This window comes from Enterobacter sp. Taxon_2 (genome assembly GCF_058355295.1).
Window position 1 is genome coordinate 868,207 of the sequence record NZ_CM178024.1, and the last position, 24,808, is coordinate 893,014.

A 24,808-nucleotide genomic window follows, 5' to 3' on the forward strand; every position below is an offset into this window, starting at 1 on the left:
AGTAACGCGGAATCTGAAGATGGCTGAACCACGTTTCGTACACCTGCGGGTGCATAGCGACTACTCCATGATCGATGGGCTGGCGAAGACCGGGCCGCTGGTAAAAAAGGCGGCCTCCCTTGGCATGCCCGCGCTGGCGATCACCGATTTTACCAACCTGTGTGGCCTGGTGAAGTTCTACGGAACGGCGCATGGCGCGGGGATGAAGCCTATCGTTGGCGCAGATTTTCATGTGCAGAGCGATCTCATCGGCGATGAAATGACGCAAATCTCCGTGCTGGCGATGAACAACACGGGCTATCAAAACCTCACTCTGCTTATCTCAAAAGCCTACCAGCGTGGATACGGTGCGCTGGGGCCGTGGATCGACCGTGACTGGCTGGCTGAGCTGAACGAAGGGCTTCTGCTGATCTCCGGCGGCCGTATGGGCGATGTCGGCAAATGCCTGCTGCGCGGCAATAGCGCGCTGGTGGATCAATGCCTCTCGTTCTATGAAGAGTATTTCCCGGATCGTTATTATCTGGAGCTGATCCGCACCGGCCGTCAGGACGAAGAGAACTATCTTCATGCCGCTGTGGCACTTGCAGAAGAGCGTGGGTTGCCCGTGGTGGCTACCAACGATGTGCGGTTCCTTGAGCCGGGGGATTTTGACGCGCACGAAATTCGCGTGGCGATCCACGATGGCTTCACGCTGGACGATCCTAAACGACCGCGCAACTACTCATCGCAGCAGTACATGCGCAGCGAAGAGGAGATGTGTGAGCTCTTCTCCGATATCCCGGAAGCGCTGGAAAACAGCGTAGAGATTGCCAAGCGCTGTAACGTTACCGTCCGCCTTGGCGAGTACTTCCTGCCGCAGTTCCCGACAGGAGACATGACCACGGAAGATTTCCTGGTCGCAAAATCAAAAGAAGGTCTGGAAGAGCGTCTGGAGTTTCTGTTCCCGGATGAGGCCGTTCGCAAAGAAAAGCGGCCGCCGTACGATGAACGCCTGGACATTGAACTCCAGGTGATCAACCAGATGGGCTTCCCGGGCTACTTCCTGATCGTCATGGAGTTTATCCAGTGGTCGAAGGATAACGGCGTACCGGTCGGACCGGGCCGAGGCTCCGGTGCTGGGTCGCTTGTGGCCTATGCGCTTAAAATTACCGACCTCGATCCGCTGGAATTCGACCTGCTGTTCGAACGTTTCCTTAACCCGGAACGTGTTTCCATGCCCGACTTTGACGTCGACTTCTGCATGGAGAAACGTGACCAGGTGATCGAGCACGTCGCCGATATGTACGGCCGTGATGCGGTATCGCAGATTATTACGTTCGGTACGATGGCGGCGAAAGCGGTTATCCGTGACGTCGGCCGCGTGCTGGGCCACCCGTACGGGTTTGTCGATCGCATCTCTAAACTGGTACCGCCCGATCCGGGCATGACGCTGGCAAAAGCCTTTGAGGCTGAACCACAGCTGCCGGAAATCTACGAAGCGGACGAAGAAGTCAAAGCGCTGATCGACATGGCGCGCAAGCTGGAAGGCGTCACGCGTAACGCCGGTAAGCATGCGGGTGGCGTAGTTATCGCTCCGACCAAAATTACCGACTTTGCGCCGCTCTACTGCGACGAAGCGGGCCAGCACCCGGTTACCCAGTTCGATAAGAACGACGTAGAATACGCCGGGCTGGTGAAGTTCGACTTCCTTGGTCTGCGTACGTTGACCATCATTAACTGGGCGCTGGAGATGATCAACGCCCGCCGCGAGAAGAACGGCGAGCCGCCGTTGGATATCGCGGCCATCCCGCTGGATGACAAGAAAAGTTTCGACATGCTGCAGCGCTCGGAGACCACCGCCGTCTTCCAGCTTGAATCGCGCGGCATGAAAGATCTGATTAAGCGCCTGCAGCCCGACTGCTTCGAAGATATGATCGCGCTGGTTGCCCTGTTCCGTCCGGGCCCGCTGCAGTCAGGGATGGTAGATAACTTTATCGACCGTAAGCACGGGCGCGAAGAGATTTCCTACCCGGACGTTCAGTGGCAGCACGAAAGCCTGAAGCCGGTGCTGGAGCCCACCTACGGCATCATCCTGTACCAGGAACAGGTTATGCAGATCGCCCAGGTGCTTTCCGGCTATACCCTCGGCGGCGCGGACATGCTGCGTCGTGCAATGGGTAAGAAAAAGCCGGAAGAGATGGCCAAGCAGCGAGGTACTTTCGAAGAAGGCGCGAGAAAAAACGGCGTTGATGGTGAACTGGCGATTAAGATCTTTGACCTTGTGGAGAAATTCGCCGGGTACGGATTTAACAAATCCCACTCTGCCGCCTATGCTTTGGTGTCATACCAAACGCTGTGGCTGAAAGCGCACTATCCTGCTGAATTTATGGCGGCGGTAATGACGGCCGATATGGACAACACCGAGAAGGTGGTGGGCCTGGTGGACGAGTGCTGGCGCATGGGGCTTAAGATCCTGCCGCCGGACATTAACTCGGGTCTCTACCACTTCCACGTCAACGACGACGGAGAGATCGTTTACGGGATCGGCGCGATCAAAGGCGTGGGTGAAGGTCCGATCGAGGCGATCATTGAAGCGCGTAACAACGGCGGGTATTTCCGCGAGCTGTTCGATCTTTGCGCCCGCACCGATACCAAAAAACTGAACCGTCGCGTGCTGGAAAAACTGATCATGTCCGGCGCGTTTGACCGGCTGGGGCCGCACCGCGCCGCGCTGATGAATTCACTCGGCGATGCGCTGAAAGCGGCGGATCAGCATGCAAAAGCGGAAGCCATTGGTCAGGCGGATATGTTCGGGGTGCTGGCGGAAGAGCCGGAGCAGATCGAGCAATCTTACTCCAACTGCCAGCCGTGGCCAGAACAGGTGGTACTGGATGGCGAGCGTGAGACGTTAGGCTTGTACCTGACGGGGCACCCGATCAACCAGTACATCAAAGAAATTGAGCGCTATGTCGGCGGCCACAGGCTTAAAGACATGCATCCGACAGAACGTGGTAAAATCACCACGGCTGCGGGGCTCGTGATTGCTGCAAGGGTTATGGTCACCAAACGCGGCAATCGTATCGGCATCTGTACGTTGGATGACCGTTCCGGGCGTCTGGAGGTGATGTTGTTCACCGACGCGCTGGATAAATACCAGCAATTGCTGGAAAAAGACCGCATACTTATCGTCAGCGGACAGGTCAGCTTTGATGACTTCAGTGGGGGGCTTAAAATGACCGCCCGCGAAGTGATGGACATTGACGAAGCCCGGGAAAAATATGCTCGCGGGCTTGCTATCTCGCTGACGGACAGGCAAATTGATGACCAGCTTTTAAACCGACTCCGTCAGTCTCTGGAACCCCACCGCTCGGGGACAATTCCAGTACATCTCTACTATCAGAGGGCGGATGCACGCGCGCGGTTGCGCTTTGGTGCAACGTGGCGTGTCTCTCCGAGCGATCGTTTACTGAACGATCTCCGTGGCCTCATTGGTTCGGAGCAGGTGGAACTGGAGTTTGACTAATACAGGAATACTATGAGTCTGAATTTCCTTGATTTCGAACAGCCGATTGCTGAGCTGGAAGCGAAAATCGATTCTCTGACAGCGGTAAGCCGTCAGGATGAAAAACTGGATATTAACATCGACGAAGAAGTGCATCGTCTGCGCGAGAAAAGCGTAGAGCTGACGCGCAAAATCTTTGCCGATCTCGGCGCATGGCAGGTGGCCCAGCTGGCTCGCCATCCACAGCGTCCGTACACCCTGGATTATGTCCGCCTGGCGTTTGACGAATTTGACGAACTGGCAGGCGATCGCGCATACGCTGACGATAAAGCTATCGTTGGCGGTATCGCGCGTCTGGACGGACGCCCGGTGATGATCATTGGTCATCAGAAAGGTCGTGAAACCAAAGAAAAAATCCGTCGTAACTTTGGTATGCCAGCCCCAGAAGGCTACCGCAAAGCCCTGCGTCTGATGGAGATGGCTGAGCGTTTCAACATGCCAATCATCACCTTCATCGATACCCCGGGTGCATATCCTGGCGTGGGCGCGGAAGAGCGCGGTCAGTCTGAAGCCATCGCGCGCAACCTGCGCGAGATGTCTCGTCTGAAGGTGCCGGTCATCTGTACCGTTATCGGCGAGGGTGGTTCCGGCGGTGCGCTGGCGATTGGCGTGGGCGATAAAGTGAATATGCTGCAGTACAGCACCTATTCCGTTATCTCCCCTGAAGGCTGCGCGTCCATTCTGTGGAAAAGCGCCGACAAAGCGCCGCTGGCTGCAGAAGCAATGGGCATTATTGCGCCACGCCTGAAAGAGCTTAAGCTGATCGATTCCATCATCCCGGAACCGCTGGGTGGTGCACATCGTAAGCCGGAAGTAATGGCGGCTTCTCTGAAAGCGCAGCTGCTGGCTGACCTGGCGGATCTGGACGTGCTGAGCAAAGACGATCTGCTCAACCGCCGTTACCAGCGTCTGATGACCTACGGTTACGCGTAAGCTTCACAATTATCTGAAAAGCCGCACACTGTTGCGGCTTTTTTTATACCTGCGGTTTAGCCGGACTATGCTTAGCTAATGTTTTTTAAGGAGGAAGCCCATGAATATCATTGCCGTTATGGGGCCACACGGCGTCTTTTATAAAGATGAGCCGATTAAGGAGCTGGAGCAAGCCCTGCAGTCGCGCGGGTATCAGCTGATCTGGCCGCACAACAGCGCCGACCTGCTGAAGTTCATCGAGCATAACCCGCGTATCTGCGGCGTGATCTTCGACTGGGACGAATATGATCTCGAACTGTGCAGCGACATCAACAAGCTGAACGAATACCTCCCGCTGTATGCGTTTATTAATACCCACTCCACCATGGACGTCAGCGCCAATGATATGCGTATGGCGCTGTGGTTCTTTGAATATTCCCTCGGCGTGGCGGACGATATTGCGACCCGAATTCAGCAATACACGAATGAATATCTCGATAACATTACTCCACCGTTTACCCGGGCGCTTTTCACCTACGTAAAGGAGGGGAAATATACCTTCTGTACGCCGGGTCATATGGCGGGTACGGCTTATCAAAAAAGCCCGGTGGGCTGCCTGTTCTATGATTTCTTTGGTGGCAACACGCTGAAAGCGGACGTGTCGATTTCAGTCACCGAATTAGGCTCTCTGCTGGATCACACCGGCCCGCATCTGGAAGCCGAAGAGTATATCGCCCGCACCTTTGGCGCAGAGCAGAGCTATATGGTGACCAACGGCACCTCGACCTCGAACAAAATCGTCGGGATGTACGCCGCGCCTGCTGGCAGCACCCTGCTGATTGACCGTAACTGCCATAAATCGCTGGCTCACCTGCTGATGATGAGCGACGTCGTACCGCTCTGGTTGTCACCCACGCGTAACGCGCTCGGTATACTTGGCGGCATTCCGCGCCGGGAGTTCACCCATGAAGCCATTGAAAGCAAGGTCGCGTCAGTGCCAGGCGCGAACTGGCCTGTCCATGCGGTGATCACCAACTCGACCTATGACGGTCTGCTGTACAATACAGACTGGATCAAAAAGGCGCTGGACGTGCCGTCTATCCACTTTGATTCCGCATGGGTACCGTATACCAACTTCCACCCGATATACGCAGGTAAAAGCGGCATGAGCGGTGAACGCGTGCCGGGTAAAGTATTCTTCGAAACGCAGTCGACGCACAAAATGCTGGCAGCATTTTCCCAGGCTTCGCTTATCCACATCAAAGGTGAGTACGACGAAGACACGTTCAACGAAGCCTTTATGATGCACACTACCACTTCACCGAGCTATCCGCTGGTGGCCTCTATTGAAACGGCCGCGGCGATGCTGCGCGGCAACCCGGGTAAACGTCTCATCAACCGTTCGGTGGAGCGCGCGCTGCATTTCCGCAAAGAGGTTCAGCGGCTGAAAGATGAAGCCGACGGCTGGTTCTTTGATATCTGGCAGCCGGAAGAGATTGATGAGGCGGAGTGCTGGCCCGTCTCGCCCGGCGAAGACTGGCATGGCTTCCGGGATGCCGATAGCGACCATATGTTCCTCGACCCGGTAAAAGTAACAATTCTGACGCCGGGCATGGATGAGCAGGGCAAGATGAGCGAGGAAGGTATTCCGGCCGCGCTGGTGGCGAAATTCCTTGATGAACGTGGCGTGGTGGTGGAAAAAACCGGCCCCTATAACCTGCTGTTCCTGTTCAGTATTGGTATTGATAAAACTCGGGCGATGGGGTTGTTGCGCGGTCTGATGGAGTTTAAGCGCGCCTACGATCTTAACCTGCGGGTGAAGAACATGCTGCCGGATCTCTACGCGGAAGATCCTGACTTCTATCGCAATATGCGTATTCAGGATCTGGCCCAGGGGATCCACAGATTGATCCGCCAGCACGATCTGCCGCGTCTGATGCTTCAGGCGTTCGATGTGTTACCGGAGATGAAATTAACCCCGCACAAGGCTTGGCAGCGCCAGGTGAAAGGGGAGGTCGAAACCGTTGAGCTGGAAAATCTGGTTGGGCGCGTATCGGCCAATATGATCCTGCCTTACCCGCCGGGCGTTCCGCTCCTGATGCCAGGAGAGATGATTACCGAGGAGAGTCGGGCCGTGCTCGATTTCCTGCTGATGCTCTGTTCGGTAGGGCGTCACTATCCCGGTTTTGAGACGGATATTCACGGTGCGAAGCGCGATGAGAACGGCGTTTACTGGGTGCGAGTCCTAAAATAAGGGTGACCGCTTGCAAGGTGCGGGTTTTCGGTTGTAACGTTCAGGCATCATAAAAAGGAGAAGCTATGCTGGGTTTAAAAGCTGTTCATCATATTGCGATCATTGCGACCGATTACGCGAAAAGTAAGGCCTTCTACTGCGACATCCTGGGCTTTACGCTCATGAGCGAGGCCTACCGCGAAGAGCGCGACTCCTGGAAGGGCGATCTGGCGTTAAACGGGCAATATGTGATTGAACTGTTCTCTTTCCCTTTTCCGCCTGCGCGTCCGTCCCGTCCGGAAGCCTGTGGCCTGCGCCATCTTGCCTTCAGCGTCGATGATCTGGATAGCGCAGTCAAACATCTGGAAGCGCACGGCGTGACGTGTGAAGCGATCCGCGTCGATCCTTTCACCGACAAGCGCTTTACCTTTTTCAACGACCCGGACGGCCTGCCGCTGGAGCTTTATCAGCAGTAATCTTCGTCCTGTGTGATAATGCCCGCTCAGTTCGGGCATTTTTTATGTGTAATTCCCTATGACCTTACCCGCTATCGCACACGCCGTTTCACCGTACCGCCAGCTGCTGGTGGGGTTTAGCGGTGGCCTGGATTCCACCGTTCTGCTCCATCGTCTTAAGCGTTGGCGCGACCAGGAGCCTGACGTCCAGCTGCGGGCGATACATGTTCATCACGGATTAAGTCCTCACGCAGAGGAGTGGGTGGCGCACTGCGAAGCCTTGTGTGCGGCATGGGCGATCCCGCTCCTCGTCGAGCGCGTCACGCTGGTAGAGGAAGGGCTGGGCATTGAGGCGCAGGCGCGTAAAGCCCGCTATGCCGCGTTTGCTGGGGCATTACGTGCTGGAGAAGCGCTGGTCACGGCTCAGCATCTGGACGATCAGTGTGAAACCTTTCTGCTGGCGCTTAAGCGGGGAAGCGGACCGGCGGGGCTTTCTGCCATGCCGGCGCGTTCGGTATTTGCCGGCACAACGTTACTGCGTCCGCTGCTTGGCGAGACGCGCGCCTCGCTTGAAGCCTGGGCGCGAGATCATCAGCTGAGCTGGATTGAAGATGAGAGCAACCAGGATGACGGGTATGATCGTAACTTTCTGCGTCTGCGCGTCCTCCCGCTATTGAGCGAGCGCTGGCCGCATTTCGCCGACGCGACGGCAAGAAGCGCTATGCTGTGTGCCGAACAGGAAACTCTGCTGGACGAGCTATTGAGTGACGAGCTGGCTGAACTGATTTCTAAAGACGGGGCGCTGGCCATTGCACCGCTGACAGCGATGAGCCCGGTACGTCGCGCCGCGCTGCTACGACGCTGGCTGGCCTCTCATTACGCTGCGATGCCGTCGCGGGCGATGCTGAGCCGTATCTGGGACGAAGTCGCGCTGGCGCGGGATGATGCTTCTCCGTGCGTCCACCTGAACGGTTTTGACGTAAGACGCTATAAAGGGGAACTCTGGTGGATAAAATCCACGCCCTCACTGAACGATGTGGTGCTCGACTGGCTTTCACCTGACGCACCGCTGGTATTGCCCGCTGAGGCTGGACTCGTCTCTCTCCTGCCGTCTGGTCATGTGCGGCTGCCGGAGCCCGGTGAACCGGTCACCGTGCGCTTTAAGGCTGGCGGCATGCTGCACATCGTCGGGCGCAACGGCGGACGGAAACTGAAGAAAATATGGCAAGAGTGCAACGTACCACCGTGGCTGCGCGACACCACGCCACTGCTGTTCTATGGTGAAACGCTTATCGCTGCGGCAGGGGTTTTCATCACGGAAGCGGGATGGGCGGAAGAGGGGGTCAGGTTTGAGTGGCAGAAAGCGTAACGGGCAGCCTGGCTGCCCGTTAGTGTCATCAGGATTCGCTCACCACGACGGTGCCGATTTGCGGGTGGCTGAAGCTGGCTATTTTATCCAGACGCAGCTCACGCGTCGCACCGGCATCTTCTACTATCAGGTATTCCACATTCTTACGTGAAACCAGATCGTTGGCTTTCGCCTTCAACACTTCGCCATCTTTTAGCTCCAGCGTCAGTAATAAATGATGCTGGCAGGCGAGTTCGAGGTTGTCATAGTCATCACAATTGATGGGTTGATAAGTATCATTCATCGACATAATCGCTCACCAGTAAATTCGCCGCAGCATACGCTGCTTTTTCCCTGACCGACTCTGAAAGGCTCTCATCAGAGGCCACTTCATTAAGCACTTTCAATACACAGCCCAACGCGTCCGGGACATACCCCAGATCTCCGCTGGCGATTTCCGCATACCGTTTGCGAATTAACTCACAATAATTATTCAAATCCCCTCCCGCCAGCGCACTGACTTACTGTGAGATATCATTAAGCCTACGAAGATAAACTCGGTTTAGCAAGGTGACTATACCATACTCATTTAAGCAATATCAGCGCCTTGATAGCGGTGTATTTAACACCCCATAACAGCCTTTTGCCGCGGTTTTCGCTACAATGGGCGCCTGATTCGAATGGAGTTCTCTCATGGCGCTGAAAGCGACAATTTATAAAGCAGTGGTCAATGTGGCCGATCTGGATCGCAACCAGTTCCTGGACGCCTCGCTGACGCTGGCACGCCACCCCTCCGAAACCCAGGAGCGCATGATGCTGCGCCTGCTGGCGTGGATAAAGTATGCCGACGAGCGTCTGCAGTTTACCCGTGGCTTAAGCGCAGAAGACGAGCCTGAAGCCTGGCTGCGCAACGATCATCTGGGTATCGATTTGTGGATCGAACTCGGACTGCCGGACGAGCGCAGAATTAAGAAGGCCTGCACCCAGTCCGCTGAAGTGGCCTTATTCGCGTATAATCAGCGCGCTGCGGAGATCTGGTGGCAGCAAAACAAGAGCAAGTGTGGACAGTTTAAAAATCTTACGGTCTGGTATCTGGATGATGAGCAGCTGGCGCAGCTGAGCGAGTTTGCCAGCCGGACCATGGTATTGCAGGCTACGATTCAGGACGGTGCAATCTGGCTTTCTGATTCTCAGAATAATCTGGAAATTCATTTGACGGCGTGGCAACCGGCCTCATGATCGTCTTGTCCCGAAACGTCAGCATTCCGGACAACGAGCTGGAGATCACCGCTATCCGTGCACAGGGGGCCGGTGGGCAGCACGTGAACAAGGCGTCGACGGCTATCCATTTGCGTTTTGACATTCGGGCCTCAAGCCTGCCAGAGTATTATAAAGAAAGTCTGCTTGCCGCCAGCCACCACCTGATCACCAGCGATGGTGTGATTGTGATTAAAGCCCAGGAGTACCGTAGCCAGGAGCTCAACCGGGAAGCGGCGATAGCCAGGCTGGTGGCGGTCATCAAAGAGTTAACGGCAGTACAAAAAAGCCGCCGGGCAACGCGGCCAACCCGCGCATCGAAAGAGCGTCGTTTGTCCTCGAAGGCCCAAAAATCCACAGTGAAAGCACTACGCGGTAAAGTTCGTCGCCCGACAGAGTGACGAAAGGGAACACACTTTTCATAAGGAATTCATTGTGAAAAAAGCATTATGGTCAGCGCTGGCAGTGAGTACGCTGTTTGCGCTTTTCGGGTGTAACAACCGCTCCGAAACGCAGGTTTTACAACCCACGCAAACGGAAGAATTAAAACCGATGCAGCAGAGCTGGCGTGGCGTATTGCCTTGCGCGGACTGTGAAGGCATTGAAACGTCCCTGTTCCTGCAAAAAGACGGTACCTGGGTAATGAACCAGCGCTATCAGGGGGCGAAAGAGCCTTCTTCTTTTGCGACTTATGGAACATGGGCGCGTACGGCGGAGAAGCTGGTCCTGACCGATACCACCGGTGAGAAAACCTGGTTCCGTCCTAAAGGTGACAGCATGGAGATGCTCGACCGCGAAGGAAACCCTATTCAATCCCAGTTCAATTACACGCTGGCCCCGGTGAAAGCGGCCCTGCCTGCCACACCGATGGCAATGCGGGGGATGTACTTCTATATGGCGGATGCGGCGATCTTTACCGACTGCGCAACCGGCAAGAAGATCAGTGTGGCAAACAATGCGCAGCTTGAACGTGATTACGCCGTGGCGCGCGGCAATGACAGCAAGCCGGTATTGCTGACGGTTGACGGCCACTTTACGCTGGAGCCAAACCCGGATAGCGGAGAGATGGTGAAAACGCTGGTGGCAGATAAAGACGCGAAATTTATTGCGGGCAAAGACTGTAACAGCAAATAAGCTGACGTAGCGCCATTAAAAAACCCCGCCTGAGCGGGGTTTTTTGTTTAGCCTTTGATGGCTTTCACCAGGTAATCAAGAATGTCGCCGGTCTTGATCATCTGTTTTTCGCCGCTGCGACGGTATTTGTATTCAATCTCGTCGCTGTCGAGGTTACGGTCGCCGATGACAATGGTGTGTGGGATACCGATCAGTTCCATATCGGCAAACATCACGCCCGGACGCTCTTTACGGTCATCCATCAGCACTTCGATACCCTGAGCGCGCAGCTCGGCATACAGCTTCTCGGCCAGCTCCTGCACGCGGTAAGACTTATGCATGTTCATTGGCAGAATAGCGACCTGGAACGGTGCGATGTTGTCCGGCCAGACGATGCCGCGCTCGTCGTAGTTCTGCTCAATGGCGGCAGCTACCACGCGCGTTACCCCGATCCCATAGCAACCCATGGTCAGGATCTGGTTACGGCCATCTTCACCCTGAACGGCGGCGTTCAGCGCGCGCGAGTATTTATCGCCCAGCTGGAAGATGTGACCGACTTCGATGCCGCGCTTGATCATCAGGGTACCCTGACCGTCCGGGCTTGGGTCGCCTGCCACCACGTTACGGATGTCAGCCACTTCCGGCGTCGCCACGTCGCGATCCCAGTTGATGCCGAAGTAATGTTTACCGTCGATGTTCGCACCGGCGGAGAAGTCGCTCATCGCGGCTACCGTACGGTCAACAACAACCGGAACCGGCAGATTGACTGGACCCAGTGAACCTGGACCCGCATTCACCACAGCGCGGATTTCCGCTTCCGTCGCGAACGTCAGCGGGCTGGCGACCTGCGGCAGCTTCTCGGCTTTCACTTCGTTCAGCTCGTGATCGCCACGCACCAGCAGGGCAACCAGCGGATAAGCGCTCCCTTCGGTGGACTTCACCAGCAGGGTCTTAACGGTTTTTTCAACTGGCAGGTTGAACTGCTCAACCAGCTCGGCGATGGTTTTCGCGTTTGGCGTATCAACCAGCGTCATCTCTTGCGTTGCAGCAGCACGTGGTTCTTTTGGTGCCAGCGCTTCTGCAAATTCGATGTTCGCCGCGTAGTCTGAAGAGTCAGAGAAGATCACATCGTCTTCACCGCTCTGCGCCAGTACCTGGAACTCATGGGATGCGCTACCGCCGATGGAGCCGGTATCAGCCTGCACAGCACGGAAATCCAGACCCATGCGGGAGAAGATTTTGCTGTATGCCGCGTACATTGCGTCGTATGTCTCTTGCAGGGATTCCTGAGAGGTATGGAAAGAGTAGGCATCTTTCATCAGGAATTCGCGAGAGCGCATGACGCCGAAACGTGGGCGAACTTCGTCACGGAACTTGGTCTGGATCTGGAAGAAGTTCAGCGGCAGCTGTTTGTAAGAGCTCAGCTCATTACGAATCAGGTCGGTAATGACTTCTTCATGCGTTGGGCCGAGAACGAACGGACGCTCGCCGCGATCGACGAAGCGCAGCAGTTCTGGGCCATATTGTTCCCAACGGCCACTCTCCTGCCACAGGTCAGCGGGCTGAACCACAGGCATGGACACCTCGATAGCACCGGCGTTGTTCATCTCTTCACGCACGATGTTTTCGACTTTTTTCAGGACGCGCACGCCGGTCGGCAGCCAGGTGTATAACCCGGAGGCCAGCTTGCGGATCATCCCGGCGCGCAGCATCAGCTGATGGCTGATCACTTCGGCGTCGGCAGGCGTCTCCTTCAGAGTGGAGAGCAGATATTGGCTAGTACGCATGTTGTTACGGTTCCATTTCGACGATTGGAACAGGCTGAAACACCAGCCTGACACAAAAAAAGTGGTTTAGTTTACCAGTGTGGCAAAGATGCCAAAAGAGAGGAGAACAAAATTACCTGGGTTCAAGGGCAAACACTTCAAAACCTGCCCCAGTGACGCGCCAGCGAACGTTAAAATCCAGCAGCCAGACGGCGTATGATTTTCCTGCTTCCTCTTCTTTACGGTAGGCCGGACGCGGGTCCTGTGCCAGAACTTCGGTGATGAAATCCCGTAAGCGAGGATAGCGTTTCTCCAGTTGACCGAGCTGCGCGGTTATCTCAGGCGTAAAATAAACAGGCATGTCCGCCTGCGGTGCGTCCTGAGCATAACTTGCACGCGCGTCCGGGAGGGCTTCGGCGAAGGGCAAATAGGGTTTGATGTCGATAACCGGCGTGCCGTCGACCAGATCCAGGCTACCTAACTCCAGTATCACCCGATCTTTCTGGCAGCGTATGCCTTTCAGTTCAACCAGCGACATGCCAACCGGATTTGGGCGGAAGGTCGAGCGCGTTGCAAACACCCCCATTCTCGCATTTCCGCCAAGACGAGGAGGGCGCACGGTCGGACGCCAGCCGCCTTCCATCGTCTGGTGAAACACGAATACCACCCATAAATGGCTGAAAGCCTCGAGCCCGCGTACCGCATCGGCCTGATTGTAAGGCGCAATCAGGTGAAGCTCACCGCGTCCGCTGGTAACAAGACCGGGCTGGCGGGGGACGGCGAACTTCTCTTTATAGGGAGAGTGGATAACGCCTATCTGCTCGAACTGAAATGCACTCATTTCGCCGTGATGTTCAACGCAGAACCGATGCAAACCGCCTGACGGTAGCAGCCCGGCGTGCCGCTGGTGACTTCGCAGCTGTGCAGCAGGACCGCGTTGGCTTTCATTTTTGCGGCATTGATCTGCATACGTTTACGCGCTGTCGGAATATTCGGTGGTGAGTCCTGATTGGTCGCCTGACAGGAATCGCCGCTTACTTCGCCCAGTTCACGGAACGGTTTACCGACGAGTTCGTCCGCTTTCGTAATAATGCGAACTGGCGCAGGGCGAACCACTTTTGGTTTCGCAGGCTCTGTTTTTGGCGGGGTTGCCGTGCTTTGAACGGGTTCAACGGGAGATCTGCTTAGCATTGAACAGCCGCTCAGCATGAGTGCTAAAAGACAGATCGGTAAAGCACGCATAATATTTCCTCAATGGATAATCAAAACGTCAGATATTGAATCAGTTGACTGCACAAATGACAAGACGGGCATAAGCCCGTCCTGATGATATTACACTGAGGTGAGATTACCAGCCTTTAACAGCGCCACCGTTAAACACTTTGTTGGCTTCCTGGTAAACTTCATCAGACTGATAAGCCTGAACGAATTTCTTCACGTTTTCCGCGTCTTTATTGTCTTCGCGAGTCACGATCAGGTTAACGTACGGGGAATCTTTATCTTCAACGAAGATACCGTCTTTGGCTGGCGTTAGGCCAATCTGGCTGGCGTAAGTAGTGTTGATAACGGCCAGGGCAATCTGGGCATCGTCCAGAGAACGTGGCAGCTGAGGCGCTTCCAGTTCAACAATTTTCAGATTTTTCGGGTTCTCGGTGACATCCAGAACGGTTGGCAGCAGGCCAACACCGTCTTTCAGTTTGATCAGACCCACTTTCTGCAGCAGCAGCAGGGAACGACCAAGGTTGGTTGGGTCGTTAGGCACGGCTACCTGAGAGCCCGGCTGCAGTTCGTCCAGCGATTTAATTTTCTTAGAGTAACCGGCAATTGGATAAACGAAGGTGTTACCGACACCCACCAGTTTATAGCCACGATCTTTGATCTGCTGGTCCAGGTATGGCTTATGCTGGAAGGCGTTCGCGTCGATATCGCCTTTGCTCAGCGCTTCGTTCGGCAGAACGTAATCGTTGAAGGTCACCAGCTCAACGTCCAGGCCATATTTCTCTTTTGCCACTTTCTGAGCAACTTCCGCAACCTGCTGTTCTGCACCCACGATAACGCCCACTTTAATGTGGTTTGGATCCTTTTCGTCCTGACCGCAACCCACCAGTGCCAGAGAGCCGATCAGCGCGCCTACTGCTGCAAAGGTCTTTAATTTAAACGCCATGTTTTATCCTTAACTCGTAGAGTTTGTGTTGTGTGTAACGTTATTTGTGAGTAACGGTCCGGACGATGCGATCGCCAGAGAACTGGATTAAGTAAACCAGAACAACCAGCAATACCAGAACGGTATTCATCACGGTAGCGTTATATCCAATATAGCCGTACTGGTAACCAATCTGACCTAAACCGCCCGCGCCAACTGCACCACCCATTGCCGAATAACCGACCAGCGTGATGAGCGTGATGGTTGCCGCATTCACCAGGCCTGGCAGTGCTTCCGGGAGCAGGACTTTGCGCACGATCTGCATCGGTGTTGCGCCCATCGCGCGGGAAGCTTCGATCAAACCGGTTGGAATTTCCAGCAGGGCGTTTTCCACCATACGGGCGATAAACGGCGCAGCCCCCACGGTCAGCGGAACGATGGCCGCCTGCAGACCGATAGACGTTCCGACGATCACGCGGGTAAACGGAATCATCCACACCAGCAGAATAATGAAGGGGATTGAACGGAAGATGTTCACCAGCGCAGAGAGCGTACGGTACAGTTTCGCGTTCTCAATGATTTGACCCGGACGCGTCACGTACAGCAATACGCCGACCGGCAGGCCAATCACAAAACCAAAGAAGCCAGAGACAAAGGTCATTGCCAGCGTTTCCCAAACGCCGCGAACCAGCAGCCACATCATCGGCTCAGACATAACCCAGTACCTCTACTTTTACATGATGTTCTTGCAGCCAGGCAATCGCGGCCTGGGTTTCTTCTTGTGTGCCGTGCATTTCTGTCAGCATGATGCCGAACTTCACGCCACCGGCGTAATCCATCTGCGCGCTGATGATGTTGTTGTTCACGTTAAAGCGACGTGCGGTTTCGGAAAGCAGGGGAGCGTCAACGGACTGACCGGTGAACTCCATGCGCAGCATCGGGACGCTGTCTGTTGCAGGTTCGGTTTTCAAACGCTCCAGATAATCTTCCGGAATATCCAGATGCAGGGTGGACTGGATGAACTGCTGTGCCAGCGGCGTCTTCGGATGCGAGAACACTTCACTTACCGTGTCCTGCTCGATCAGTTCACCGTTGCTGATGACCGCCACGCAGTCGCAGATGCGTTTCACCACGTCCATCTCGTGCGTAATAAGGAGGATCGTCAGGCCCAGGCGACGGTTAATGTCTTTCAGCAGTTCCAGAATCGAACGCGTGGTGGCCGGATCCAGTGCGCTGGTGGCTTCATCACACAGCAGTACCTTAGGATTGCTTGCCAGCGCGCGGGCAATGGCCACACGCTGTTTTTGCCCACCGGACAGATTTGCCGGGTAGCTATCATGTTTATCGCCCAGACCCACGAGGTCGAGCAACTCGGTGACGCGACGCTTCACTTCTTCTTTCGGCGTGTTATCCAGCTCAAGCGGTAAGGCAACGTTGCCGAACACGGTGCGGGAGGCCAGCAGGTTAAAGTGCTGGAAAATCATGCCAATCTGACGACGCGCCTTGGTGAGTTCTTTTTCTGAAAGGGCGGTAAGTTCCTGGCCGCCAACTTCTACGCTGCCCTGGGTTGGGCGCTCAAGCAGGTTAACACAACGGATCAGCGTGCTTTTACCTGCACCCGATGCGCCAATGACGCCATAAATTTGACCAGCAGGAACATGCAGACTGACGTTGTTCAGCGCCTGAATGGTTCGGTTCCCCTGCTGGAACACTTTGGTGATATTGGAAAGTTTAATCATTAGATTATTTTTATCGTATGTAAGTTAGCCGTGGCATTTTCTTCTGCCAGATACGGGTGATGACCGTAAACAAAACGGATGTTAAGGCATCCAGACGTCTAAATCAATCCAACTCTGTACGATGAGCACTTTATTGCGCTGCGATTCATGAGATACTAGTCGAACATGCCTTTTTCAGGAGCAAACCGGTGGCAAAATCAGTACCCGCAATTTTTCTCGATCGTGACGGCACTATTAATGTGGATCACGGTTATGTCCATGAGATTGATGAGTTCGAGTTTATCGAGGGCGTAATAGATGCCATGCGCCAGCTGAAAGAGATGGGCTATGCGCTGGTAGTTGTAACGAACCAGTCCGGTATTGCACGCGGTAAATTCACCGAAGCGCAGTTCGAGACGCTGACGGAATGGATGGACTGGTCGCTGGCCGACCGCGGCGTGGATCTCGACGGCATCTATTATTGTCCGCACCACCCGCAGGGAACGGTAGAAGCGTATCGCCAGACCTGCGACTGCCGTAAGCCGCATCCGGGGATGTTCATCTCTGCGCAGGAGTTCCTGCACATTGATATGTCTGCTTCTTATATGGTGGGCGATAAACTGGAAGATATGCAGGCAGCAGCAGCAGCGGGTGTAGGGACCAAAATATTAGTCCGCACCGGTAAGCCAGTAACGCCAGAAGCAGAAAATGCAGCGGATTGGGTGATTAATAGTCTGGCCGATCTGCCAAAAGAGATTAAAAAGCACCAAAAATAGCCTTTTTGGCGAAAAGATGAGCGGTTGAAATAAAAATGCATTTTTCCGCTTGTCATTCCTCGGCGGCCCCCTATAATGCGCCTCCATCGACACGGCGGATGTGAATCACTTCACAAACAACCCGGTCGGTTGAAGAGAAAAAATCCTGAAATAACGGGTTGACTCTGAAAGAGGAAGGCGTAATATACGCCACCTCGCAACGGTGAGCGAAAGCCGCGTTGCACTGCTCTTTAACAATTTATCAGACAATCTGTGTGGGCACTCAAAGTGACATGGATTCTTAACGTCCTCGGACGAAAAATGAATACCAAGTCTCTGAGTGAACATGCGTAATTCATTACGAAGTTTAATTCACGAGCATCAAACTTAAATTGAAGAGTTTGATCATGGCTCAGATTGAACGCTGGCGGCAGGCCTAACACATGCAAGTCGAGCGGTAGCACAGGGAGCTTGCTCTTGGGTGACGAGTGGCGGACGGGTGAGTAATGTCTGGGAAACTGCCTGATGGAGGGGGATAACTACTGGAAACGGTAGCTAATACCGCATAACGTCGCAAGACCAAAGAGGGGGACCTTCGGGCCTCTTGCCATCAGATGTGCCCAGATGGGATTAGCTAGTAGGTGGGGTAACGGCTCACCTAGGCGACGATCCCTAGCTGGTCTGAGAGGATGACCAGCCACACTGGAACTGAGACACGGTCCAGACTCCTACGGGAGGCAGCAGTGGGGAATATTGCACAATGGGCGCAAGCCTGATGCAGCCATGCCGCGTGTATGAAGAAGGCCTTCGGGTTGTAAAGTACTTTCAGCGGGGAGGAAGGCGTTGTGGTTAATAACCACAGCGATTGACGTTACCCGCAGAAGAAGCACCGGCTAACTCCGTGCCAGCAGCCGCGGTAATACGGAGGGTGCAAGCGTTAATCGGAATTACTGGGCGTAAAGCGCACGCAGGCGGTCTGTCAAGTCGGATGTGAAATCCCCGGGCTCAACCTGGGAACTGCATTCGAAACTGGCAGGCTAGAGTCTTGTAGAGGGGGGTAGAATTCCAGGTGTAGCGGTGAAATGCGTAGAGATCTGGAGGAATACCGGTGGCGAAGGCGGCCCCCTGGACAAAGACTGACGCTCAGGTGCGAAAGCGTGGGGAGCAAACAGGATTAGATACCCTGGTAGTCCACGCCGTAAACGATGTCGACTTGGAGGTTGTGCCCTTGAGGCGTGGCTTCCGGAGCTAACGCGTTAAGTCGACCGCCTGGGGAGTACGGCCGCAAGGTTAAAACTCAAATGAATTGACGGGGGCCCGCACAAGCGGTGGAGCATGTGGTTTAATTCGATGCAACGCGAAGAACCTTACCTACTCTTGACATCCAGAGAACTTAGCAGAGATGCTTTGGTGCCTTCGGGAACTCTGAGACAGGTGCTGCATGGCTGTCGTCAGCTCGTGTTGTGAAATGTTGGGTTAAGTCCCGCAACGAGCGCAACCCTTATCCTTTGTTGCCAGCGGTCCGGCCGGGAACTCAAAGGAGACTGCCAGTGATAAACTGGAGGAAGGTGGGGATGACGTCAAGTCATCATGGCCCTTACGAGTAGGGCTACACACGTGCTACAATGGCGCATACAAAGAGAAGCGACCTCGCGAGAGCAAGCGGACCTCATAAAGTGCGTCGTAGTCCGGATTGGAGTCTGCAACTCGACTCCATGAAGTCGGAATCGCTAGTAATCGTAGATCAGAATGCTACGGTGAATACGTTCCCGGGCCTTGTACACACCGCCCGTCACACCATGGGAGTGGGTTGCAAAAGAAGTAGGTAGCTTAACCTTCGGGAGGGCGCTTACCACTTTGTGATTCATGACTGGGGTGAAGTCGTAACAAGGTAACCGTAGGGGAACCTGCGGTTGGATCACCTCCTTACCTTAAAGAACCTGCCTTTGCAGTGCTCACACAGATTGTCTGATGAAAAACAGCAGTAAAAAATCTCTGCAGGCTTGTAGCTCAGGTGGTTAGAGCGCACCCCTGATAAGGGTGAGGTCGGTGGTTCAAGTCCACTCAGGCCTACCAAACTCCTTTTAAAGGATGAGCGGTACAGAGATTGCAAAACGATGGGGCTATAGCTCAGCTGGGAGAGCGCCTGCTTTGCACGCAGGAGGTCTGCGGTTCGATCCCGCATAGCTCCACCATCTTTTACTGCAAACCCAAGAAAACTTCAGAGTGAACCTGAAAAGGTGCACTGCGAAGTTTTGCTCTTTAAAAATCTGGATCAAGCTGAAAATTGAAACGACACATCTTTAAGGTGTGTTCGAGTCTCTCAAATTTTCGCAATCAGAAGTGAAACATCTTCGGGTTGTGAGGTTAAGCGACTAAGCGTACACGGTGGATGCCCTGGCAGTCAGAGGCGATGAAGGACGTGCTAATCTGCGAAAAGCGCCGGCGAGGTGATATGAACCTTTGACCCGGCGATGTCCGAATGGGGAAACCCAGTGCAATTCGTTGCACTATCGTTAACTGAATACATAGGTTAACGAGGCGAACCGGGGGAACTGAAACATCTAAGTACCCCGAGGAAAAGAAATCAACCGAGATTCCCCCAGTAGCGGCGAGCGAACGGGGAGCAGCCCAGAGTCTGAATCAGCTTGTGTGTTAGTGGAAGCGTCTGGAAAGTCGCAGGGTACAGGGTGATACTCCCGTACACGAAAACACACAGGTTGTGAACTCGAAGAGTAGGGCGGGACACGTGGTATCCTGTCTGAATATGGGGGGACCATCCTCCAAGGCTAAATACTCCTGACTGACCGATAGTGAACCAGTACCGTGAGGGAAAGGCGAAAAGAACCCCGGCGAGGGGAGTGAAAAAGAACCTGAAACCGTGTACGTACAAGCAGTGGGAGCACCTTCGTGGTGTGACTGCGTACCTTTTGTATAATGGGTCAGCGACTTATATTCTGTAGCAAGGTTAACCGTATAGGGGAGCCGAAGGGAAACCGAGTCTTAACTGGGCGTTAAGTTGCAGGGTATAGACCCGAAACCCGGTGATCTAGCCATGGGCAGGTTGAAGGTTGGGTAACACTAACTGGAGGACCGAACCGACTAATGTTGAAAAATTAGCGGATGACTTGTGGCTGGGGGTGAAAGGCCAATCAAACCGGGAGATAGCTGGTTCTCCCCGAAAGCTATTTAGGTAGCGCCTCGTGAACTCATCTTCGGGGGTAGAGCACTGTTTCGGCTAGGGGGCCATCCCGGCTTACCAACCCGATGCAAACTACGAATACCGAAGAATGTTATCACGGGAGACACACGGCGGGTGCTAACGTCCGTCGTGAAGAGGGAAACAACCCAGACCGCCAGCTAAGGTCCCAAAGTCATGGTTAAGTGGGAAACGATGTGGGAAGGCACAGACAGCCAGGATGTTGGCTTAGAAGCAGCCATCATTTAAAGAAAGCGTAATAGCTCACTGGTCGAGTCGGCCTGCGCGGAAGATGTAACGGGGCTAAACCATGCACCGAAGCTGCGGCAGCGACACTTAGGTGTTGTTGGGTAGGGGAGCGTTCTGTAAGCCGTTGAAGGTGTGCTGTGAGGCATGCTGGAGGTATCAGAAGTGCGAATGCTGACATAAGTAACGATAAAGCGGGTGAAAAGCCCGCTCGCCGGAAGACCAAGGGTTCCTGTCCAACGTTAATCGGGGCAGGGTGAGTCGACCCCTAAGGCGAGGCCGAAAGGCGTAGTCGATGGGAAACAGGTTAATATTCCTGTACTTGGTGTTACTGCGAAGGGGGGACGGAGAAGGCTATGTTAGCCGGGCGACGGTTGTCCCGGTTTAAGCATGTAGGCGGAGGTTCCAGGTAAATCCGGTACCTTTTAACGCTGAGGTGTGATGACGAGGCACTACGGTGCTGAAGTAACAAATGCCCTGCTTCCAGGAAAAGCCTCTAAGCATCAGGTAACATCAAATCGTACCCCAAACCGACACAGGTGGTCAGGTAGAGAATACCAAGGCGCTTGAGAGAACTCGGGTGAAGGAACTAGGCAAAATGGTGCCGTAACTTCGGGAGAAGGCACGCTGATATGTAGGTGAAGCCCCTGCGGGTGGAGCTGAAATCAGTCGAAGATACCAGCTGGCTGCAACTGTTTATTAAAAACACAGCACTGTGCAAACACGAAAGTGGACGTATACGGTGTGACGCCTGCCCGGTGCCGGAAGGTTAATTGATGGGGTTAGCGGCAACGCGAAGCTCTTGATCGAAGCCCCGGTAAACGGCGGCCGTAACTATAACGGTCCTAAGGTAGCGAAATTCCTTGTCGGGTAAGTTCCGACCTGCACGAATGGCGTAATGATGGCCAGGCTGTCTCCACCCGAGACTCAGTGAAATTGAACTCGCTGTGAAGATGCAGTGTACCCGCGGCAAGACGGAAAGACCCCGTGAACCTTTACTATAGCTTGACACTGAACACTGGTCCTTGATGTGTAGGATAGGTGGGAGGCTTTGAAGCGTGGACGCCAGTCTGCGTGGAGCCATCCTTGAAATACCACCCTTTAATGGCTGGTGTTCTAACGTAGACCCGTGATCCGGGTTGCGGACAGTGTCTGGTGGGTAGTTTGACTGGGGCGGTCTCCTCCCAAAGAGTAACGGAGGAGCACGAAGGTTAGCTAATCCTGGTCGGACATCAGGAGGTTAGTGCAATGGCATAAGCTAGCTTGACTGCGAGAGTGACGGCTCGAGCAGGTGCGAAAGCAGGTCATAGTGATCCGGTGGTTCTGAATGGAAGGGCCATCGCTCAACGGATAAAAGGTACTCCGGGGATAACAGGCTGATACCGCCCAAGAGTTCATATCGACGGCGGTGTTTGGCACCTCGATGTCGGCTCATCACATCCTGGGGCTGAAGTAGGTCCCAAGGGTATGGCTGTTCGCCATTTAAAGTGGTACGCGAGCTGGGTTTAGAACGTCGTGAGACAGTTCGGTCCCTATCTGCCGTGGGCGCTGGAGAATTGAGGGGGGCTGCTCCTAGTACGAGAGGACCGGAGTGGACGCATCACTGGTGTTCGGGTTGTCATGCCAATGGCACTGCCCGGTAGCTAAATGCGGAAAAGATAAGTGCTGAAAGCATCTAAGCACGAAACTTGCCCCGAGATGAGTTCTCCCTGAGACTTTAAGTCTCCTGAAGGAACGTTGAAGACGACGACGTTGATAGGTCGGGTGTGTAAGCGCAGCGATGCGTTGAGCTAACCGATACTAATGAACCGTGAGGCTTAACCTTACAACGCCGAAGCTGTTTCGGCGAAGAGACGAACAATCAAAATTCAGCCTTGATACAGATTAACAGAATTTGCCTGGCGGCTTTAGCGCGGTGGTCCCACCTGACCCCATGCCGAACTCAGAAGTGAAACGCCGTAGCGCCGATGGTAGTGTGGGGTCTCCCCATGTGAGAGTAGGGAACTGCCAGGCATCAAATTAAGTAGTAAGCCGGTGCATTAATCCGGTGGTTACAAGCAGTCTTCGGTGGAGCGGTAGTTCAGTCGGTTAGAATACCTGCCTGTCACGCAGGGGGTCGCGGGTTCGAGTCCCGTCCGTTCCGCCACTTATTAAAAGCCCTGAGTTAACGCTCAGGGCTTTTTTCTTATCTGACGTTTAATTATTGCGAAATCAGCAAAAATCCTCTGCGTTTTACGATCTTTTTCTCTATAACACCGCCAGCGATAATCGTCCTCAGTTTACGAACATAACGATTGAGGAAAATTATGACTCTCCCTGCATTTGGTCTGGGCACATTCCGCCTGAAAGACGACGTTGTTATCGCATCAGTGAAAACCGCACTCGAACTGGGCTATCGCGCAGTTGATACGGCGCAGATCTATGAAAACGAAGCTGCCGTTGGACAAGCTCTCGAAGAGAGCGGTGTACCGCGTAATGAGCTGTTCATTACCACCAAAATCTGGATTGAGAATCTCAGCAAAGACAAGCTTATCCCTAGCCTGAAAGAGAGCCTGAAAAAACTGCGTACTGACTACGTCGATCTGACGCTGATCCACTGGCCATCACCAAACGATGCCGTCTCCGTAGAAGAATTCATGCAGGCACTGCTGGAAGCGAAAAAGCAGGGCTTAACCCGCGAAATTGGGATCTCCAACTTCACCATTCCGCTGATGGAAAAAGCCATTGCTGCTGTTGGTGCAGAAAATATTGCGACCAACCAGATTGAACTGTCTCCATACCTGCAAAACCGCAAAGTCGTGGACTGGGCAAAACAGCACGGGATCCACATCACCTCATACATGACGCTGGCCTACGGTAAAGCGCTGAAAGATGAAGTGATTACGCGTATCGCTGAGAAACATAGCGCGACTGCCGCGCAGGTGATTCTGGCATGGGCAATGGGGGAAGGTTATGCCGTGATCCCATCATCAACTAAGCGTGAAAACCTGGCGAGCAACCTGTTAGCAACGGATCTTCACCTGGATGCTGACGATAAAAAAGCGATCGCAGCCCTGGAGTGCAACGATCGCCTGGTCAGCCCGGAAGGCTTAGCCCCTCACTGGGATTAAGTTTTACCCACCCTCTGTAACCTGAACCCTCACACAGCTCCTCCGGGAGCTGTTTTTACATGTTCACTCAGGAAGTCAATAAAGGCCCGTATGCGCGTGCTTACCGCTCTGTCACTGTAATACACCGCGCTAAAAGGCATCTCTACCGGCAGACGCTTATCGGCCATTAACTCCACAAGTTCACCGCGCGCAATTTCTTTATCAATCATGTAATCCGATAAACAGGCGATGCCATTCCCGGTAAGGCATAGCTGCTTCAATGTTTCCCCGCTGTTTGAGGATAATCCGCAGGTAATTTCATGAAGTTGACCATCATGACAGGCGACAGGCCAGGTGTTCAGTGACACCGGCTCCGTAAAGCCCAGGCACAGATGCTGCTTCAGTTCTTCAACCGTCTCCGGTTTACCATGTTCAGCAATATACTCTGGTGATGCGATAATTTTGCGGTAGCTGGCAAACAGCGGGCGGGCACGCAAGCTTGAATCGGTCAGGGTTCCTGCCCGGATAGCCACATCCACTTTACGCTCGATGAGGTTGATAAACGTCTCTGAGGAGACCAGAGAGAGCGTCATCTCCGGATAACGTTCGCGGAAAGGTTTAATCAGCGGCATCAGAAAGTGAAGCACCACCGGCGTGGCCGCATCAATGCGCAGTAACCCACGCGGCGTGCTGCGGGTCTCCATAATCTCCGTCTCCGCTGCAGCCATCTCCTGCAGTACCGACTGCACGCGGCGAAAATAACGCTCTCCTTCTTCCGTCAGGCTCAGCTGCCGCGTCGTTCGATTGAGCAGACTCACCCCAAGCTTCATCTCCAGCTTTTTTACCGAGCGGCTGATGGCTGAGTTAGCCTGTCCCAGCTGTTCGGCCGCGCGGCTAAAGCTGCCGCTTTCAACGACGGCGACAAAAATTGTCAGCTCTTCTGACGTTGCTTTCATTGTTGCACCACCCGCAAAATTCTATTGATATTTTGACCATTTTTGTTATTTAAGCACTGGCGCATACTGCCTGTCAT

Annotated in this window: 19 protein-coding genes, 3 tRNA genes and 3 rRNA genes; 16 read left to right on the forward strand and 9 right to left on the reverse strand. The window is 54.1% G+C overall.

Annotated features, from left to right (window positions below; translation table 11 throughout):
* Nucleotides 1-19: 19 nt before the first annotated feature.
* The 5 genes from dnaE to tilS all read left to right on the forward strand — a co-directional run bounded on the left by dnaE (nt 20) and on the right by tilS (nt 8,510).
* Nucleotides 20-3,502, forward strand: a complete 3,483-nt coding sequence (gene dnaE, locus AC4IC4_RS03980; RefSeq protein WP_024907529.1) for a DNA polymerase III subunit alpha — start codon at nt 20-22, stop codon at nt 3,500-3,502.
* A 12-nt stretch (nt 3,503-3,514) separates the two neighbouring features.
* Nucleotides 3,515-4,474, forward strand: a complete 960-nt coding sequence (accA, locus tag AC4IC4_RS03985; RefSeq protein WP_023310466.1) for an acetyl-CoA carboxylase carboxyl transferase subunit alpha — start codon at nt 3,515-3,517, stop codon at nt 4,472-4,474.
* Between the two features lie 100 nt (nt 4,475-4,574).
* Nucleotides 4,575-6,707, forward strand: coding sequence for a lysine decarboxylase LdcC (locus AC4IC4_RS03990; protein ID WP_491472190.1), 2,133 nt, complete (start codon nt 4,575-4,577; stop codon nt 6,705-6,707).
* Nucleotides 6,708-6,772: 65 nt separating this feature from the next.
* Complete coding sequence (locus AC4IC4_RS03995; RefSeq protein ID WP_023334583.1) at nt 6,773-7,162, forward strand: VOC family protein; 390 nt, start codon at nt 6,773-6,775, stop codon at nt 7,160-7,162.
* 58 nt (nt 7,163-7,220) lie between these two features.
* Nucleotides 7,221-8,510: a tRNA lysidine(34) synthetase TilS gene (gene tilS, locus AC4IC4_RS04000; protein WP_491472191.1), complete on the forward strand. Its 1,290-nt coding sequence runs from the start codon at nt 7,221-7,223 to the stop codon at nt 8,508-8,510.
* Between the two features lie 28 nt (nt 8,511-8,538).
* On the opposite strand, the gene rof is transcribed toward tilS, so the two are convergent.
* Together rof and AC4IC4_RS04010 are read right to left on the reverse strand one after the other, a co-directional pair.
* On the reverse strand, nt 8,539-8,799 hold the full coding sequence (gene rof / locus AC4IC4_RS04005) for a Rho-binding antiterminator (protein ID WP_024907532.1): 261 nt from the start codon (nt 8,797-8,799) through the stop codon (nt 8,539-8,541).
* Nucleotides 8,786-8,986, reverse strand: coding sequence for a YaeP family protein (locus AC4IC4_RS04010; protein ID WP_008501889.1), 201 nt, complete (start codon nt 8,984-8,986; stop codon nt 8,786-8,788). The genes rof and AC4IC4_RS04010 overlap by 14 nt, the downstream gene beginning before the upstream one ends.
* Before the next feature lie 196 nt (nt 8,987-9,182).
* On the opposite strand from AC4IC4_RS04010, the gene AC4IC4_RS04015 reads away from it, so the two are divergent.
* The 3 genes from AC4IC4_RS04015 to nlpE are packed head-to-tail and all read left to right on the forward strand — an operon-like array spanning nt 9,183 to nt 10,880.
* Nucleotides 9,183-9,728 carry a YaeQ family protein gene (locus tag AC4IC4_RS04015; protein WP_023310470.1) on the forward strand — a complete coding sequence of 182 codons (546 nt, stop codon included), beginning with the start codon at nt 9,183-9,185 and terminating at the stop codon, nt 9,726-9,728.
* Nucleotides 9,725-10,147, forward strand: a complete 423-nt coding sequence (arfB, locus tag AC4IC4_RS04020; protein WP_032649720.1) for an alternative ribosome rescue aminoacyl-tRNA hydrolase ArfB — start codon at nt 9,725-9,727, stop codon at nt 10,145-10,147. Before AC4IC4_RS04015 ends, arfB begins: the two co-directional genes overlap by 4 nt.
* A gap of 34 nt (nt 10,148-10,181) precedes the next feature.
* Entirely contained in the window at nt 10,182-10,880 is a 699-nt protein-coding gene (gene nlpE, locus AC4IC4_RS04025) for an envelope stress response activation lipoprotein NlpE (RefSeq protein WP_491472192.1), read from the forward strand.
* Between the two features lie 47 nt (nt 10,881-10,927).
* Here nlpE and proS read toward each other — a convergent pair whose 3' ends face one another.
* The 6 genes from proS to metN form a co-directional block, all read right to left on the reverse strand.
* Nucleotides 10,928-12,646 carry a proline--tRNA ligase gene (gene proS, locus AC4IC4_RS04030; RefSeq protein ID WP_491472193.1) on the reverse strand — a complete coding sequence of 573 codons (1,719 nt, stop codon included), beginning with the start codon at nt 12,644-12,646 and terminating at the stop codon, nt 10,928-10,930.
* Nucleotides 12,647-12,758: 112 nt separating this feature from the next.
* Entirely contained in the window at nt 12,759-13,466 is a 708-nt protein-coding gene (tsaA, locus tag AC4IC4_RS04035; protein ID WP_032649713.1) for a tRNA (N6-threonylcarbamoyladenosine(37)-N6)-methyltransferase TrmO, read from the reverse strand.
* A complete protein-coding gene (gene rcsF / locus AC4IC4_RS04040) occupies nt 13,463-13,867 on the reverse strand; it encodes an Rcs stress response system protein RcsF (protein ID WP_032649711.1) in 405 nt (134 codons plus the stop codon). Before rcsF ends, tsaA begins: the two co-directional genes overlap by 4 nt.
* A 106-nt stretch (nt 13,868-13,973) precedes the next feature.
* Complete coding sequence (metQ, locus tag AC4IC4_RS04045) at nt 13,974-14,789, reverse strand: methionine ABC transporter substrate-binding lipoprotein MetQ (RefSeq protein WP_014168729.1); 816 nt, start codon at nt 14,787-14,789, stop codon at nt 13,974-13,976.
* Between the two features lie 40 nt (nt 14,790-14,829).
* Complete coding sequence (locus AC4IC4_RS04050; RefSeq protein ID WP_014168730.1) at nt 14,830-15,483, reverse strand: methionine ABC transporter permease MetI; 654 nt, start codon at nt 15,481-15,483, stop codon at nt 14,830-14,832.
* Nucleotides 15,476-16,507 carry a methionine ABC transporter ATP-binding protein MetN gene (gene metN, locus AC4IC4_RS04055; protein WP_491472194.1) on the reverse strand — a complete coding sequence of 344 codons (1,032 nt, stop codon included), beginning with the start codon at nt 16,505-16,507 and terminating at the stop codon, nt 15,476-15,478. The genes AC4IC4_RS04050 and metN overlap by 8 nt, the downstream gene beginning before the upstream one ends.
* A gap of 188 nt (nt 16,508-16,695) precedes the next feature.
* Here metN and gmhB point away from each other — a divergent pair, with 188 nt between their 5' ends.
* The 8 genes from gmhB to dkgB all read left to right on the forward strand — a co-directional run bounded on the left by gmhB (nt 16,696) and on the right by dkgB (nt 23,796).
* Nucleotides 16,696-17,262 (forward strand): D-glycero-beta-D-manno-heptose 1,7-bisphosphate 7-phosphatase, encoded by a 567-nt coding sequence (gene gmhB, locus AC4IC4_RS04060; protein ID WP_029741186.1) that lies wholly within the window; start codon nt 16,696-16,698, stop codon nt 17,260-17,262.
* A 368-nt stretch (nt 17,263-17,630) separates the two neighbouring features.
* Nucleotides 17,631-19,170: ribosomal RNA gene (locus tag AC4IC4_RS04065) — 16S ribosomal RNA — on the forward strand.
* Nucleotides 19,171-19,240: 70 nt separating this feature from the next.
* Nucleotides 19,241-19,317 (forward strand) — tRNA-Ile (locus tag AC4IC4_RS04070).
* A 43-nt stretch (nt 19,318-19,360) separates the two neighbouring features.
* Nucleotides 19,361-19,436 (forward strand) — tRNA-Ala (locus AC4IC4_RS04075).
* Nucleotides 19,437-19,606: 170 nt separating this feature from the next.
* Nucleotides 19,607-22,511: ribosomal RNA gene (locus AC4IC4_RS04080) — 23S ribosomal RNA — on the forward strand.
* A 72-nt stretch (nt 22,512-22,583) separates the two neighbouring features.
* Nucleotides 22,584-22,699 (forward strand): 5S ribosomal RNA (rrf, locus tag AC4IC4_RS04085).
* The 16S, 23S and 5S rRNA genes sit together here with 3 tRNA genes alongside, the layout of an rRNA operon.
* A 56-nt stretch (nt 22,700-22,755) precedes the next feature.
* Nucleotides 22,756-22,832: transfer RNA gene (locus AC4IC4_RS04090), tRNA-Asp, on the forward strand.
* Between the two features lie 160 nt (nt 22,833-22,992).
* Nucleotides 22,993-23,796: a 2,5-didehydrogluconate reductase DkgB gene (gene dkgB / locus AC4IC4_RS04095; RefSeq protein ID WP_048029939.1), complete on the forward strand. Its 804-nt coding sequence runs from the start codon at nt 22,993-22,995 to the stop codon at nt 23,794-23,796.
* A 29-nt stretch (nt 23,797-23,825) separates the two neighbouring features.
* On the opposite strand, the gene yafC is transcribed toward dkgB, so the two are convergent.
* Nucleotides 23,826-24,731 (reverse strand): DNA-binding transcriptional regulator YafC, encoded by a 906-nt coding sequence (gene yafC, locus AC4IC4_RS04100; RefSeq protein WP_491472195.1) that lies wholly within the window; start codon nt 24,729-24,731, stop codon nt 23,826-23,828.
* Between the last annotated feature and the right edge of the window lie 77 nt (nt 24,732-24,808).